This is a genomic window from Saccharothrix tamanrassetensis (assembly GCF_014203665.1).
Lineage (GTDB): Bacteria > Actinomycetota > Actinomycetes > Mycobacteriales > Pseudonocardiaceae > Actinosynnema > Actinosynnema tamanrassetense.
Genome location: NZ_JACHJN010000001.1, coordinates 509092 through 523770, shown reverse-complemented (window position 1 = coordinate 523770; position 14679 = coordinate 509092). Strand labels below are relative to the sequence as shown.

Annotated in this window: 14 protein-coding genes; 10 read left to right on the top strand and 4 right to left on the bottom strand. The window is 70.2% G+C overall.

The genetic code is table 11. The annotated features are described in order from the left end of the window. From FHS29_RS02170 to FHS29_RS02155, 4 genes are all read left to right on the top strand, one after another. A complete protein-coding gene (locus FHS29_RS02170) occupies positions 1–630 on the top strand; it encodes a nitroreductase family protein (RefSeq protein WP_184687672.1) in 630 nt (209 codons plus the stop codon). After that, positions 627–1889 (top strand): cation:proton antiporter, encoded by a 1263-nt coding sequence (locus FHS29_RS02165; protein WP_184687670.1) that lies wholly within the window; start codon positions 627–629, stop codon positions 1887–1889. Before FHS29_RS02170 ends, FHS29_RS02165 begins: the two co-directional genes overlap by 4 nt. A 218-nt stretch (positions 1890–2107) precedes the next feature. Then, positions 2108–3556 carry a DHA2 family efflux MFS transporter permease subunit gene (locus tag FHS29_RS02160; RefSeq protein WP_184687668.1) on the top strand — a complete coding sequence of 483 codons (1449 nt, stop codon included), beginning with the start codon at positions 2108–2110 and terminating at the stop codon, positions 3554–3556. Positions 3557–4001: 445 nt separating this feature from the next. Further along, complete coding sequence (locus FHS29_RS02155) at positions 4002–4973, top strand: XRE family transcriptional regulator (RefSeq protein WP_184687666.1); 972 nt, start codon at positions 4002–4004, stop codon at positions 4971–4973. Here the strand turns inward: FHS29_RS02155 and FHS29_RS02150 are convergent. The 4 genes from FHS29_RS02150 to FHS29_RS02135 form a co-directional block, all read right to left on the bottom strand. Beyond that, positions 4919–5743, bottom strand: coding sequence for a hypothetical protein (locus tag FHS29_RS02150; protein ID WP_184687664.1), 825 nt, complete (start codon positions 5741–5743; stop codon positions 4919–4921). The two genes, FHS29_RS02155 and FHS29_RS02150, sit on opposite strands and share 55 nt — an antisense overlap. Positions 5744–5755: 12 nt before the next feature. Then, a complete protein-coding gene (locus FHS29_RS02145; protein WP_312864706.1) occupies positions 5756–6430 on the bottom strand; it encodes a papain-like cysteine protease family protein in 675 nt (224 codons plus the stop codon). A 561-nt stretch (positions 6431–6991) separates the two neighbouring features. Beyond that, positions 6992–7684 (bottom strand): class I SAM-dependent methyltransferase, encoded by a 693-nt coding sequence (locus FHS29_RS02140; protein ID WP_184687660.1) that lies wholly within the window; start codon positions 7682–7684, stop codon positions 6992–6994. A 45-nt stretch (positions 7685–7729) separates the two neighbouring features. Further along, on the bottom strand, positions 7730–8437 hold the full coding sequence (locus tag FHS29_RS02135; RefSeq protein WP_246439773.1) for a Crp/Fnr family transcriptional regulator: 708 nt from the start codon (positions 8435–8437) through the stop codon (positions 7730–7732). Positions 8438–9376: 939 nt separating this feature from the next. Between FHS29_RS02135 and FHS29_RS36525 the strand changes: the two genes are divergently transcribed. The 6 genes from FHS29_RS36525 (at position 9377) to FHS29_RS02105 (ending at position 14679) form a co-directional block, all read left to right on the top strand. Beyond that, positions 9377–9655 (top strand): hypothetical protein, encoded by a 279-nt coding sequence (locus FHS29_RS36525; RefSeq protein WP_184687657.1) that lies wholly within the window; start codon positions 9377–9379, stop codon positions 9653–9655. A gap of 20 nt (positions 9656–9675) precedes the next feature. Beyond that, complete coding sequence (locus tag FHS29_RS36210) at positions 9676–10824, top strand: ParB/RepB/Spo0J family partition protein (RefSeq protein WP_312864705.1); 1149 nt, start codon at positions 9676–9678, stop codon at positions 10822–10824. Positions 10825–11058: 234 nt separating this feature from the next. Next, positions 11059–11730 (top strand): N-acyl amino acid synthase FeeM domain-containing protein, encoded by a 672-nt coding sequence (locus tag FHS29_RS02120; protein ID WP_184687655.1) that lies wholly within the window; start codon positions 11059–11061, stop codon positions 11728–11730. A 46-nt stretch (positions 11731–11776) separates the two neighbouring features. Further along, positions 11777–13363 (top strand): NAD(P)/FAD-dependent oxidoreductase, encoded by a 1587-nt coding sequence (locus FHS29_RS02115; RefSeq protein WP_184687653.1) that lies wholly within the window; start codon positions 11777–11779, stop codon positions 13361–13363. 21 nt (positions 13364–13384) lie between these two features. Beyond that, on the top strand, positions 13385–13951 hold the full coding sequence (locus tag FHS29_RS02110) for a carboxymuconolactone decarboxylase family protein (protein WP_184687651.1): 567 nt from the start codon (positions 13385–13387) through the stop codon (positions 13949–13951). Positions 13952–13962: 11 nt separating this feature from the next. After that, positions 13963–14679, top strand: coding sequence for a hypothetical protein (locus tag FHS29_RS02105; RefSeq protein WP_184687649.1), 717 nt, complete (start codon positions 13963–13965; stop codon positions 14677–14679).

Here is a 14679-nt window from a genome sequence, read left to right as displayed (position 1 = left end):
ATGAGCACGCTGGACGTGATCGCCGCGCGGCGGTCCGCGGCCCGGCTGGTCGGACCGGGGCCCGACCCGGTGCAGCTGGGCCGGATGCTGGAGGCCGCGGCGCAGGCGCCCGACCACGGGCGCTGCCGGCCGTGGTCGTTCACCCTGATCCCGGCGGAGAGCGCCGCGGCCTTCGGCGACGTGCTGGCCTCGGCGTACGCACGCCGCTGTCGGGAGACCGGTGAACCGGTCGACCCGGAACGGCTGGCGAAGGAACGCGCCAAGGCGTCCCGTGCGCCGGTGTGCCTCGTCGTCGCCTGCCGCCCTCGGCTCGACGGGCGGATCCCGGTGCACGAGCAGTTCGCCGCGGTGGCGGCGGCCACCCAGAACCTGCTGCTCGCCGCGACCGCGTGCGGGTTCGGCTCGAAGTGGGTGACCGGGGCGGCGGCGACCGACCCGGCCGTCAAGCGCGCACTCGGCCTCGGCGAGCACGACGGTGTGGTCGGCTTCGTCTACCTCGGCACGGTGCCCGAGAGCGCCCGGCAGCGTCCACGGCCCTCCGGCGAGGCGTCCCCCTCGGTGCGGGTCTGGACGTACGCCGAAAGCCACCCCGCCGAACCGGCCTCCACGGACACAGGTGGCGATCGATGAGCGTCGGCGGTGTCGCGCTGTTCCTCGGGCACCTGCTCGCGTGGACGGCGATCGTGCTCCTGCTGGCCTGGCTCGGCCGGATCACGGCCAGGCGCCTGCGCCAGCCGGAGGTGGTCGGCGAGATCACCGGCGGGCTGCTGGTCGGCCCGGCCCTGCACGCCCTGGCCGGCGCGGACGCCTTCGCCGTGCTGCTGCCCGGCGACGTGCTGCACGGGCTGAAGCTGCTCGGTGAGGCGGGGCTCGCGCTGTTCCTGCTGGGCCTGACCCACGAGCTGCGCACCGGGCCGGTCCGGTTCGGCCGCCGGGTGGTCGCCGGCATCGTGGCCGGCTCGCTGGTGCCCTCGCTGTGCGCCGGGGGGCTGCTGGCCGGCTGGGTGCTGCTCGTCGACGACCCGGCGCTGCGGGGAACCGCGCCGCTGCCCGCGTTCGTGCTGTTCATCGCGGTGGGGCTGTCCATCACGGCGGTCCCGGTGCTGGCGCGCATCCTGGCCGACCAGGGCTTGACCGGATCGCGAGAGGGGCGACTGGCCCTCACCGGGGCGATCATCCTCGACGCCGCCGGCTGGGTGCTGCTGTCGGTCGTGCTCGGGCTCAACACCAGGAGCCTCGCGGGCCTGCTGCAGATGCTGGCGACCATGGTCGCGGCGGTCCTGGTGGTGCTGGTGCTCGGGCGGATCCTGCGCACCCGGGCCGCGGGCGCGTGGGCGGGCGGGTATCCGCGCTCCGCGACGGTCGCCGTGGCGGTGGCCTCGATCGCGGCGGCACTGACCGCGGAGGCGGTCGGTGTGACGATGATCTTCGGCGCGGTCCTGTTCGGACTCGCGATCCCGGCGAACTCGCCGGTGTGGGACGCCGTGGTGGCGACCGTGACCAGGGGTGGCCGGTCGCTCGTGCCGGTGTTCTTCGTGGTCACGGGGGTGACCGTGCTCACCGCCGGGTTCGGGGCGGCGCCCTGGGCGCTGCTGGGGCTGGCCACCGGACTCGGCATCCTCGGCAAGGTCGGCGGCGGCTACCTCGGTGCCCGCCTCGGTGGCGAGTCCCGTTGGACCTCCGTCCGCGTCGGAGTGCTGATGAACACCAGGGGGCTCACCGAGCTGATCGTCCTCCAGGTCGGCTACAGCGCGGGAATCGTGACGCCGCCGATGTTCCTGGCGCTGGTGGTGATGGCCCTCGTCACCACAGCCCTGACCGGACCCCTGCTGTCGCTGCTCGACCGTGCGCGTTCGCGGGCGGCCACCACCCCACCCCGCCGTCTGTGAGGCCACGACCCTGCACTCCGGCAGGGGCGCCGACGCCGGGCAGCGTGGCACCGAACTCCGCTCCGCGCTCGTGGTTTCGCCACTGTGAGCGCGCTTACCTCAGGGCCGGCGGCACCGAAAATGCACGTATGCGGCGTGAGGTGCGCAGGTAGGGTGGACGGGGTTCGGGGCGCCGCTGCCCTTTCTCGCGCCCGTTTTTCTTCTCTGGGGGATTCCGCATGACTTCCGCAGGTGTGTCCGACGCCGTGGCGTCGCCGCCCGCACTGAGCCGCAGCGATCGCTTGGTGATCGGTGTACTGCTGGTGGCCACGTTCGTGGTCATCCTGAACGAAACGATCATGAGCGTCGCACTTCCGGTCCTGCTGACCGATCTGCACGTCACGGCGGCCGTGGGGCAGTGGCTCACCGCCGGCTTCCTGCTGACCATGTCGGTGGTCATCCCGATCACCGGCTACCTGATCCAACGGGTGCCGACGCGCGTGCTGTACGGCGTGGCGATGAGCCTGTTCAGCGCGGGCACCCTGCTGGCGGCCCTGGCGCCGGGCTTCCCGGTGCTGCTCACGGCGCGCGTCGTGCAGGCGTGCGGCACCGCGATCATGCTCCCGCTGCTGATGACGACCGTGATGACGCTCGTGCCGGCGGCCCGCCGCGGTGCCGTGATGGGCAACATCTCCATCGTGATCTCCGTCGCGCCCGCCATCGGCCCCACCGTGTCGGGTGTGGTGCTCGACCTGTTCGGCTGGCGCGCCATGTTCTGGGTGGTGCTGCCGATCTCGTTGACGACGCTGGCCCTGGGCCTGCGCCGGGTGAAGCGCATCGGCGAGACGAGCAGCACGCCGATCGACGTGCTGTCGGTCGTGCTGTCGGTGTTCGGTTTCGGTGGGCTGGTCTACGGCCTGTCGAGCATCGGGCACACCGGCGAGGGGTCCACCGCCACCCTGTGGGCGTCGCTCGCGGTCGGCGCGGCGGGTATCACGGCGTTCGTGCTGCGGCAGGTCTCCCTGCAGCGCCACGAGCGCGCCCTGCTCGACCTGCGGACCTTCGCCTCCCGCACGTTCACCCTGGCCAGCGGGCTCATGATGGTGATGATGGCGCTGCTGCTCGGTGTCGCGACGGTCCTGCCGATCTACATCCAGAACGTGCTGAAGCTCGACCCGCTGGCCACCGGCCTGCTGCTGCTGCCCGGCGGCCTGTTGATGGGCCTGCTGTCGCCGTTCGTGGGCCGGCTCTACGACCGGGTGGGCCCGCGCATCCTGCTCATCATCGGCACGGTCGCGACCAGCGCGTCCCTCTGGTTCGCGACCGGTTTCGGCAGCTCGACGCCCGCCGCGCTGGTGCTGGTGTTCCACCTGGTGCTGAGCCTGGGCCTGGCGTTCTCGTTCACGCCGCTGTTCTCCGCCGGTCTGGGCGCCCTGCCGGCTCGGCTCTACTCCCACGGCAGTGCGATCTTCAGCACGACCCAGCAGTTGGCGGCTGCGGCGGGGGTGGCCCTGCTGGTGAGCGTGATGAGCGCGCGTGCCGCCGACCTGGCCACGTCCGGCCAGTCCGCGGCGAGCGCCGAGATGGGTGGCGTGCACATGGCGATCCTGCTCGCGGCGATCCTCTCGGTGGTGGCGGTGGCCGGCTCCATCGCGGTCCGCGGCGGCAAGGCCGAGACCCCGCTGTAGCCGACGGCCGCGCGGCCACCCTGTCGCGCGGCCACCTTGTCGCGCGTTCTCGGTGGACGCGGCGAGACCGCTGGTGCGCCCGGACGGCGCGGTCGCGTGCGCGGGACGAATGTCGACTCGTCCCGCGCACGCGCGGATCACCACTCCCGGGGGCCCCGGTCCGGCAGAGTCACCGAGCATTGACGCTGATGATCGCGACCGGGGTGCCGGCCCTGCTCGGCCTCGTGGGCGGCGAGACGCACAAGCGGGACCTGCGTGCCATCGACCGGTGCGACGACGCTCCGGCACCGGCCTGAACCGCCGCCGCGCCCGGCCCGCCACCCCGCAGGGGCGTCGCAACCGACTTTCGCAGGTTGGCCGGCCACCCGGCTCGTGACTTAGAGTGCGTGCAGCCGCCTGATCATCGGTACCCAGGCCGCGATGCCGCGGCAGCGTGAGGTAACCCATGCGTCATGACGTTCAGGTGCTCGCAGGTGCCCAACCCGCTCCCGTTCCGCCGGGCGATCTGGCCCAGGCGCTGCGCTACGGGCCGTTCGACCGCGCGTTGGCCGCGGCCATCCGGCGACGGGGGCTGTCGTTGTCCCGGTTGCGCGCCCACCTGAGATCGCACGACATCACCATCGCCCAGTCGACCCTGAGCTATTGGCAGCGCGGGCTGCGGCACCCGGCGGTACCACGCGCGCTGGACACCGTGCGGGCCCTGGAACGCGTGCTCCAGCTCCCGGAGGACAGCCTGGTGGTGCTCACCGGGCCCCACCAGCGCGCCCCCGGCCTCGACCGGCGGGTGCTGTCGATCGCGGAGCTGAGCCAGAGCTGGGCGCCCACCGGGGCGCTGCTGGACGAGTTCGACGGCGTTTCCGGCAGCCCGTGCAACTCCGACCTCGAAGTGGTCACCGTCTTCGACGACGTGCGGCTGACCTCGACCGGCGAGATCGCGGAGATGACGTCCACCATGGCGGTGCGGGCCCGGCGGTCCGGGCCGGACGGCTTCGTGGTGACCCACCAGAGCGAGCCGGAGGCCGACATCGACACCGTTCGGCTCCGCGCCGGCGACGGGTGCCGGGTCGGCCGGGTGCGCAAGCAGCGGTCCTCGGCGGGGATGGTGTTCGAGCTCCTCTTCGACCGCAAGCTCACCGAGGGTGACGTGCACATCTTCAGCTTCACCCTGGTCTGCACCACGCCGGTCCGGGCACCGACGTTCTACCGGGTGATCCGGGGGCGGATGCAGACCTACCTGATCCGGCTCTACTTCGACCCGGCGATGCTGCCGGTCCGCTGCACGCGGGTGGAGCGGGCGCGCGAGGGTCTCACGCCCACGGTCAGCGAGCCGTTGCTGTGCGGGCCGGACGGGTTCGCCTGCGCCTACTTCGAAGCCCTGGACCCCTCGCTGGCGGGCGTGGACTTCCTGTGGGAGTAGCGGTACCGCCGGAACACCACCACCGCGAACGCCAGCAGCACGACCGCACCGGCGATCGGCAGCCCCAGCTCCGCCGCCGACGGCCCGCGATCGGTCGGCGGTGCGGCGGCGTCGTCCTGCCGGGTGAAGCCGAGACCCCGGTTCTTCTCGTAGTCCGAGCCCGGCAGCTTGTCCCCGTAGCGTGCCCGCACCTGCTTCCGGTACTCCGCGATCGGGATGAACTCGCCCACCTCCGACTGCGGGAGGCTCGCCTGGAGCAGCGCCACCCCGGTCGGGGTCAGCTCGTACCAGCCGTTGATCTGCGGTTCGTTCAGCAGCACCGAACCGGGCCGCAGCCGTTGGCTCAGCACCTCCTCGTCGTCGCCGGAGAACACGCTGCCGACCACCCAGTCCCCGCCGTCCTCCGGGTTGGCCCGCAGGGTGGCGCGGACCCCGTTGTCCGCGACGGCGGTCACCGCGATGTACTGCAACACCCCGGCCGGTGCACCGGCGACGCCCCGGACGAAGTCCGGGTTGAGCACGTAGGCCGCCACGCCGTGGTCGGCGACGGTCACCGTGCTCGGCTCCACGCCGTGGACCTGCCGGAAGTTGGTCTTCGCGAAACTGATCGCCGCGGGCGTCTTCGCGGCACCGAGCGCGGCGGCGAAGTCCTCCGGGGACGGCGGCGACACCGCCTCCCGCGCCGAAGCCGAGGAGCTGAAGAGGGCCATGGAGAACGCGACCATGGCGAGTGCGACCAGCGCGAAGACGGACGACTTCCGGCAGACCACGACCACGACTCCTTAAGCCTTGGTGATGTTCACGATGGTGTCGTTCCAGCGGAACCGGCTGTTGCTGCGGTACTGGTTGTAGGTCCAGGTCTGGTAACGCTGGTAGCTCGGCCACGGGTCGCCGATGAAGACGGACTGGTTGGTGCTGTCGTAGCCGTAGATCACCTCGGCGTGCCCGCCGCCGGAGGTCCAGTAGATGCCGGTGAGGTGCGGGATGCCGGCGTCGATCTGCTGGGTGATCGAGGCGAAGCCGATCGGCCCGCGGGCGTCCTGGGCGTTGAAGCCGGTGCCCCGGAAGCCGCGCACGATCTCCGGGATCTGGGCGGCCTGGTTGGGGCAGTAGCCCGCCGACGAGCCCTTGCCGGCGGCGCAGAACGCCTGCTGGCTGACGGTCACGCCGAGGGTCTGCTCGATGCTGGCGCCGGTCGCGGCCCAGCACCACTGGTTCTGCTGCTGCACCTGCTGCGTGTAGTTGAGCTTCTTCGTCGCCAGCGGTGTGGCGCTCAGCGGGGCACGTGCCGGTGCGACCTCCTTGACCTGGGTGTGCTCCTCGGTCTTGATCAGCCCGTGGGGCGTGGACTGATCACCGGTGGCCATTGCCGGGGCCGGCAGCGCGACCGCGGTGGCGAAGGCGGCGGCGATGGCGACCAGGCAGGGCAGGCGCCGTCGGGTTGATTTCCGATCCACGAGTATTCTCCTTGCAGGGAAGGGAAACGAATACATGCCGGTCAGCCGCTAGCGGACTGGCCGGCTGAGCAACACCGTGCGCGCCCCCGCGATCGCGGACAACGGCCGTTCGTTTCCCCGCCGCCGCGTTGTGATCGTTCACCGCCGGCTCGTCGGGCCGGGAACGAGCGATAACAGCTTCTCCGGTGTGCACCGATCCGCCGGACCGCGTTGCGGCGAGAACATTCACCCACCGTTCACTCCATGTGAACGGTGAGTTACGGCGAGTGCGATGACGTCTGACTCCGACTGTGCCGACCGCTGGGTGGACGGCTGCCCGGACGCCCTGGGAGCGGCGGCCACCAAGCGGCCGGAGAACAGTCGCAGGGTGAGCGCAACCGGCATCTCCGGCCCGTCACCGCGCCCGGCGCCATTCCTTCCGGCCGTTCGCGGGTTTCCTGGACCGCTGTTGGATTAGACGCATCGGCGTGCATGTCGCGTGGATTGTTCGGCGGGGAATCGCGATGGCGGATGCGGTGTCGCCGGAATGGTGGTCGAACCTTCCGGCACGCTGACAGGCGTTTATCGCGGGCGCACTGCCCTGATCCACATGTGCCACGGGAACGTGTCGTCGCCGACCTGCGGTTCCCGGAGGGCCTCGACGAGCAGGCCGGAGTCTTCCAAGGCCGTGGTGTAGGCGCTCAGCGGGTGGTTCCACCCGTGGAACTTCATCCGCATCCCGTCCCGCTCGACCTCGGCCTCGAAGCGGTGGCGACCGAAGTAGGGGCGGTCGAGGACGAACAGGCCGTCCCGGACGCTGCCGGTGTTGGTGATCGGGTGGGTGATCGACAGGCAGAGCCGGCCGCCCGGTTCGAGCATCCGGCCGATCTCGCCGACGGTGCCGGGCAGGTCGTCGACGTCCATCAGCACGTTGTAGGCGATGACGAGGTCGAAGCTGCGGTCCGGGAAGGGGAGGTCCGCCGAGTCGGCCGGCAGGTACCGCCCCTCGGGGTGGGCCTGCCGCGCCGCTTCCAGCAGTGTGGGCGAGGCGTCGATGCCGGTGACCCGGTGCCCTCGCTCGACGAGGTCGCGGGACACCCGGCCCTCGCCGCAGCCGAGGTCCAGGGTCGCCCGGCCGGCGGGCGGCACCAGCGCGAAGAACGCGTCGCGATAGCGCCAGTACGAGTCGAAGCCGGGTTCGCGCACCCAGGCGATCCAGTTCCGCGCCTGCTCTTCCCAGTCCTGCCCGGCCGTGGTCAGCGCCTTCTCGGTCATCAGCCGAAGCCTAGTGCGGGCCGGGTGCGGGACGATCCGGGTGGATCAGAGGTGACGTCGGGGCGGGAGGCCGACCTGGACGGCGCTGAACTCCCGCAGGCGTTCGAGGTCCGGGACGAAGACGTCGCGGCGCAGGCCGGTCACCACGACCCCGGCGTTGCGCAGGTCGCTGAAGGACTTCTCGGCGGTGCGCGGCTTCATGCCCGCGATCGACGCCAGTTCCACCTTCGTCAGCGGGAATCCCAGCACCCAGCCGCCGAGCGCCCGGCGCCCGTGCGCCTGCACCAGGTCGACGAGCACGCGCGCGATCCGGGTGGTCGACGGTTGGGGCAGTTCGCGGCGTCGTTCGTTCGCCCACCGCAGGTGCGCGCTCCCGACGTTGATCAGTTCGACGAAGGCGTCGCTGCGGCGGGCCAGGAACGCCATCAGCGTGGGCCGGGTGATGAACTTGGCGGTGATCTCGCCGCAGGCGATCACGGTGGCCGACCGCGGGTTCCCGTCCAGCGCCGCCATCTCGCCGACGAAGTCGCCCCCGGTCTTGATGCTGAGCAGCGCCGTCGCCCCGGCCTCGTCGATGGTCCGCACCTTGGCCGCGCCGCGGAGCAGCAGCAGCGCGTGGTTGTCCTTCGCGCCTTGGCGGACCATCTCGGAGTCGGGCGCGTAGCGGACCGGCGTGCCGAGGCTGAGCAGTTCCTGCCTGGTTGCGTCGCGCAGCCGACCGAGCAGGCTGCCGCTGGGCCAATCGTGGTTCAAAGCCCACCTCCACGCGGTCTGAACCGTTGCTTGACAACTCTTGCACATCAAGCAGCAGGTGCTACCGGAACCGATGAAGTGAGCGAAGGTTGGCATACCTCCGATCGGGGGAATTGTAGTGGTCCGTCGAACCGACTCCCGGTCGATCGTGATTCGCCGAACAGGCGGTTGACCTGGCCAAGTGCGTCTGTCGGCGCGAAGGCGCGGTCGTGGCGTCCACAGTTTCGAAGTGTGCGACCGAAGCCTTCGGTCGCCAGGTCGTTCCGCGTGTCGGTCCCGGACGACGGTCCGGGCTGCCTCCGGTCCGAGATCGTCGACGGCCGGCAGGGGCGACCGGATCGTGGGCGGCCACAGTGGACGATCCGAACTGGACGGGCCGACCGTTCCACGGCGACTCGACGCGGCACAGCCGATCGACGCCAATGCGGACGGGCATTGTCGACGGCATTGCCGAGACCGTCCATCCCACATCGACACCACCGCGTCCGAACCGGACGATCGGATGCGGTGCCGACAATCACGGTGCACGGCCGGGCGGACTCCATCACGGAGGTGTTCGACCACAACGCTTCGCGGTCCCGAGGGAATCCGACCCATCGGTGCCGATGCTGGATCGGCGCGACCGGGCGCCGGGTGCGGAGCCCGGTTCCGACACGTGTGGGTACCGCTGTCAGGGGTAGTCGGAAAAGTCGTCCGCGGTCCGCGGCCGGGCTCGGCCGATTGACTGCAACAATGTCTTCAGGCTACCGGGCGCGGACATTGTTTCGCCGCTGGTATGGAATACCGGGATGATCGCCCGCCATCCGGGTGAGAACACTTCATACCTTGATGGCGTCAGCTCATACGATCTGGTACGACGTAAGGCAGACTGGCAGCAACGGGCTCGGACGCGGCTGAAGTCGGGGCCAACGGTCGTCCAGTCGATCATCAAAGGGGGAAATGAGCGCAGTGGACAATGCAAACGCGCTCGAATCGGTCGTCGCCGGGCTCGTCGACGGGTTCGTGCGGGTGTACCGCGACCACGACGGCCGGGTCTCGTTCCGGGTGGCCATCGGCGCGCTGGGATCCCCACCGGAGGAGTGCGATCACATCGAGTTCGTGTTGAGCGACGGCGCCGTGTCCGACCTCGGCAGGGCGTTGAGCGCCGACGGCGCGGACAGCGACCCCATCTTCTGCTCGGTCGGCGTCCGCCGGCGCGGCAGGTCGCGGCCCGGCTGATCGCCGCCGACGGCAGCCGGGTGCGCGCCACGCGGGTTCCGGGCAACGCGGCGGATCGCGCTGCCGAGCCCGGCCGGGCCGCACCACGATCCACCTCGCGATCACCAAAAAACCCGGCGCGGTCGAGTTGCCCGCCGGGTCGCGGTCTGCCGCCGCCGGACCGGTGCGAGGAGCTCGGGACGGGTAATTCGGTCGACGTGGCCCTGGCGGGCCGCCCTGTGAAGGGAAGAAAGGTGGAAACCCAGAACGCCGACAGTGTGCGGGTTCCCGACAGCGAAGGGCATCCGTTCGGCCGTAACCGGGGTGGGCAGCCCGAGGAGGAAGTGGCACTGATCCCGATCAGCTCCATCCGCGACGCCGATTCACCGCGACTGGACGGTGAAAGCGCGGAACACGTGAAGCTGCTCGCCGAGCTGGACGAGGAACTGCCCCCGATCGTCGTGCACCGGGCCACCATGCGGGTGGTCGACGGAATGCACCGGCTGGCCGCCGCGAGGTTGCGGGGGCGGGACACGATCGCGGTCCGGTTCTTCCGGGGCAGCGAGGAGGAAGCGTTCGTCGAGGCCGTCCGGTCGAACATCGCCCACGGCCTGCCGCTCACCCTGGCGGACCGGCGAGCGGCGGCGGCGCGGGTGCTGCGGGCGCACGCGGAGTGGTCGGACCGGATGATCGCCGGGATGATCGGGCTCTCGCCGAAGACAGTGGGTGCGGTGCGCCGGTCAACTGAGGATATTCCTCGCTTGACAGCGCGCATCGGCCGGGACGGTCGCGTGCGCGGCCCCCGCGCACCCGAGCCCACGGCCGTGTCCCCGCCCGACGACGAGGCGGTCGACGCGGAACCGCCCGACGAACCGGACCCGCTCCTGGTGCCGCGTCAGCGCGATGCGAAGCCCTGCTCGCGCGCGGACACCGCGGTGCCCCGGAAGCTCACCTCCGAAGAATTCAAGCGGACCTACCGGCTGCTGTGCCAGGACCCTTCGCTCCGGATGTCCGAAACGGGCCGTTTCCTGCTCCGGCTGCTGGATCTGCACCTGGTCCGGGTCCGCGAGTGGGAACGGCTGCTGGAAACGGTGCCGCCGCACCGGGTCGAGTCGGTGGCCCACCTCGCCGCCGAGTGCGCCCGCACTTGGCTCGATTTCGCGAATCGGGTCGCCCGACAAGGTGCGTAGCCGTGGCACCGCGGGGGCGATCCGCCGCGTCCCCGCGTGCGCGGCTCAATTTATCCGGCCGGTCCGGCCGAGGTCGACTGCCGGCGACGGCTGTCCGCCGGCGTGGTGACCGCGGATTTCCGTGGACCGGTGCCCGCGTTGACACGTTCCACCGGCCGCCCATACGCTGCGAAAAGTGGCACACCACAGCCGAGCTGATCGGTGGCCGAGTCGCCGTTTCTTCGGGGGTTCATTGTGAATTGGCATTTCATCGAGGATTCCCCGCCGCCTCCTGGTGATTCCGCAATCTACCTGGCCGGCGCCGAGTCGGATTTCGACGACGTGGACGCGATATGGCGGGAGGTGTACGGGCGCGAATACGGTTGGCTGCCGGCCGACGCACCCGCGTTGCACAAGGACGCGTTCCACCCGCACTCGACCTACCTGCTCGCCTCCGCGGGCGGCCGGGCGGTCGGCACCATGCGGCTGGTGGTCGACTCGGAACGGCGCCTGCCCATCGAGCAGTTCACCGCCATCGACGAGCTGCGCGACGACGACCGGCGGCTCATCGAGTGCCAGCGGCTGATGGTCCTCGGCGAGTACCGCAACAGGCGGGTGCCCGGGATGCCCTACGGCGTGTTCGCGGCGCTGATCAAGGGCTGCCTGCACTGGTGCCTGCGCAACAGCTACTCGCACATCGTCGCCGACCTGTTCCGCAGTACCGCCACGACACCCATGAAGCCGCTGTTGTCACTCGGTTTCACCGAGACCGGCATCGAGTTCGTCGACCGCGAACTCGACGAGCCCGACCGCAGCGTCGCCCTGCTCCTGCACATCGGCGAACTCTTCTCCCGGTCGTTCCGCTGCTCCACCCCGTTCTACCGCTACCTGATGGAGCCCGACGCCCGGATCGCCGTCTACAGCTGATCCGCAGCTGATCACCCAGTGCCCGCCCGGATTCTGAGGGAGAACCGTGTCCGCTGAACCTGATCTCTATGACGTCGTGGTGATCGGAGGGGGGCCCGGCGGCTCGATGTCCGGCACCCTGCTCTCCGACTTCGGCAAGCGCGTGCTGATCCTGGAAGCGGAGAAGTTCCCCCGCTACCACATCGGCGAGTCGCTGCTGTCGGGCACCGCCGACCTGTTGAACCGGATCGGCGTCCTGGACCGCCTGGAAAGCGACGGGTACATCAAGAAGCACGGTGTCGAGTGGGTCTGGGGGGAGAACCGCGTCCCCTGGACCGTCTACTTCAAAGACGCGCTCGCCATGCCCTACGACTACGGCTACCAGGTCGAGCGCGGCGAGTTCGACAAGCTCCTGCTGGACAACGCCCGCGAGCACGGCTGCGAGGTGCGCGAGCAGCACCGGGTCACCGACTTCGAGATCGGCGAGGACGGCGTCTCGACGGTGACCTTCCAGAACGCCGACGGTGTGAGCACCACCGTCCGCACCCGGTGGATCGTGGACTCCTCCGGTCAGGGCGGCCTGGTCACCAAGCGGCTGCACGAGCAGCACTGGGATCCGTACCTGAAGAACCTCGCCGTGTGGACCTACTGGACCGGCGCCGAGCGCCCGCCGGGCCTGGACGCGGGCAACACCTTCCTCCCCGCGTTCGACGAGGGGTGGTGGTGGTTCATCCCGCTGCGCGACGACATCACCAGCGTCGGCATGGTCGTGGACAGCAAGGTGCTGCACGAGAACCGCGGCAAGGGCATGGAGGCCTACTACGCCGACTGCCTGGCCCGCACCCCGGAGCTGGCGCAGCGGCTGGCGGGCGCGCAGCGGACCGACGAGATCCACGTCGCGCGGGACTGGTCCTACACCTACGACAAGTTCAGCGGCGACGGCTACATCGCGGTCGGCGACGCCGCGTGCTTCATCGACCCGCTGTTCTCCACCGGCGTGCACCTGGCGATGCTCAGCGGGTTCCTCGCCGCGGTCACCGTCAACACCGTGCTCGACCGGCCGGAGATGGACCGGGACGAGGTCCTGGCGTTCTACGAGTCGACCTACCGCAAGGAGTTCGAGCGGCTGCGGGCACAGGTCTACTTCCTCTACGGCGGCCACGGCAGCAGCAAGGACTCCTACTTCTGGCACGCGCGCAGCCAGTTCGAGGTCCCGGAGATCGAGCCGGAGAAGGCGTTCATCTCGCTCATCGCGGGCGCCTTCCAGCACCGGTCCTGGTACAGCCGCTACCTCCGGCAGCTCGAGGTGCCGGAGGAGCTGCGCACCACGATCGAGAAGATCTTCGAGGGCAAGTCGACCGGCGTGGGCGTCGACCTCCACCAGCCCGTCGTCCTGTCGCCGGACATCACCTACGTCGACGACCTCGCGGTGGACGGCGCGTACCTGCGGCGAGCCCGGTCGGTGGTGACCCCGAGCGGGACGACGCTGCCGGTGACCCCACAGCTGGAGGGCCTGTTCGCCCTGGTCGACGGCGCGCGCACGAGCGCCGAACTGGTCGACGAGCTCGCCCGCGGCCAGGCGCCGTCCCACGAGAGCGCGCAGAGCCTGGTCCACGAGGCGGTCAGCTACGGCCTCCTGCGGCCCACCGACTGACGGACCGAGAGGAGACGCGGCATGACCATGGTGGAACTGCTCGACGAGCACGACGTCCCGCCGGAGGTCGCGCGGGTGTTCGAGGTGGTCCGGAAGGAGTACGGGTTCGTACCCAACATCCTGCGCGCGATGGCGCACGTCCCCGAGCTGCTCACGGTCTTCGTGCCGCTGTGGGCGGAGGTCTACCGGTCGCCCACCATCGGGGCGAGGCTGCGCGCGCTCGCCGCGCTGGGCACGGCGAAGGCACAGGACTGCACCTACTGCGTGGCGCACATGACGGCGTCGGCACGGCGCGCAGGGGTGGCGGAGGAACAGATCTCCGCAGTGGGCAACGTGATCAGCGTGCGGGAGACGTTCGACCCGCGCGAGGCGCTGATCCTGGAGACCGCGGACGCCCTGACCCGCGATCCCGACGGCGTCACCGACGAACTGCGCGACCGCCTCACGACCGAGTTCGGTAGCGCCGAGATCGTCAACATCGTGCTCGCGATCGGGATGTACAACCTCACGAGCCGATTCCTCAAAGCGCTGTCCATCAACGTCGAGAGCATCTTCGACGCGGCGGCTTCGCATCCCTCCACCGCTTGAAGGAGAGCGGCATGACCGAGACGATCGTGGAGCACGACCCCTCGATGACGCACAAGCAGGAGATCATCGAGAAGTACGGGCGACCCGCGTGGGACCTGATCCTGACGGTGTACGTCAACTTCTACTACTCCGAACTGGACATCATCGACCTGTGCGCGCGCTGGCTGCCGCGCCGGCACGGGTTGCGGGAGAAGAACTTCCTGATCCGGCACGCGGCCGACGAGGTGGTGCACGCCCGGCTGTTCCGGGAGGGCGTCGAGCGGCTGGGCCAGCCCTGGCACGGTTTCGACCACGACGCCTACCGGATCGACGACATCGGCGACCGGTTCGCCAAGCTGTTCTACAGCGACGACGAGGTCGAGGTGCTGATCGGCCTCAACCTCTACGCCGAGGGCGTGCTCGCGATGGAGGAGCTGGCCCAGCTCGCCCGCAGCGAAACGCCGTACTTCTACCAGTTCGACCGCATCGAGCGGGAGGAGCGGCGGCACGTCGCGTTCGGCATCACGGTGGCCAACCAGGTGCTGGAGAGCAACGCGGAAGCCCGCAAGCGGGCGGTGGAGCACTGCAAGTGGTACCGCGAGCACATGGACGGCTACCTCGGCGGCCAGCTCAAGGAGTCGATCGCGTGGGCGATGGAGGCCGGGTTCGTCTCGGCCGACTACCTCGACCGCACCCGCCTGCGGTTCGACGACGTGATGGCGAAGATCGGGATCAAGGAGGACGCGTGA

What these genes read in the sequence shown, in the direction of transcription:
- FHS29_RS02170 (WP_184687672.1), top strand. Translation starts at nt 1, where the DNA reads ATGAGCACGCTGGACGTGATCGCCGCGCGGCGGTCCGCGGCCCGGCTG.
- FHS29_RS02165 (WP_184687670.1), top strand. Translation starts at nt 627, where the DNA reads ATGAGCGTCGGCGGTGTCGCGCTGTTCCTCGGGCACCTGCTCGCGTGG.
- FHS29_RS02160 (WP_184687668.1), top strand. Translation starts at nt 2,108, where the DNA reads ATGACTTCCGCAGGTGTGTCCGACGCCGTGGCGTCGCCGCCCGCACTG.
- FHS29_RS02155 (WP_184687666.1), top strand. Translation starts at nt 4,002, where the DNA reads ATGCGTCATGACGTTCAGGTGCTCGCAGGTGCCCAACCCGCTCCCGTT.
- FHS29_RS02140 (WP_184687660.1), bottom strand. Translation starts at nt 7,684, where the DNA reads ATGACCGAGAAGGCGCTGACCACGGCCGGGCAGGACTGGGAAGAGCAG.
- FHS29_RS36525 (WP_184687657.1), top strand. Translation starts at nt 9,377, where the DNA reads ATGAGCGCAGTGGACAATGCAAACGCGCTCGAATCGGTCGTCGCCGGG.
- FHS29_RS02110 (WP_184687651.1), top strand. Translation starts at nt 13,385, where the DNA reads ATGACCATGGTGGAACTGCTCGACGAGCACGACGTCCCGCCGGAGGTC.
- FHS29_RS02105 (WP_184687649.1), top strand. Translation starts at nt 13,963, where the DNA reads ATGACCGAGACGATCGTGGAGCACGACCCCTCGATGACGCACAAGCAG.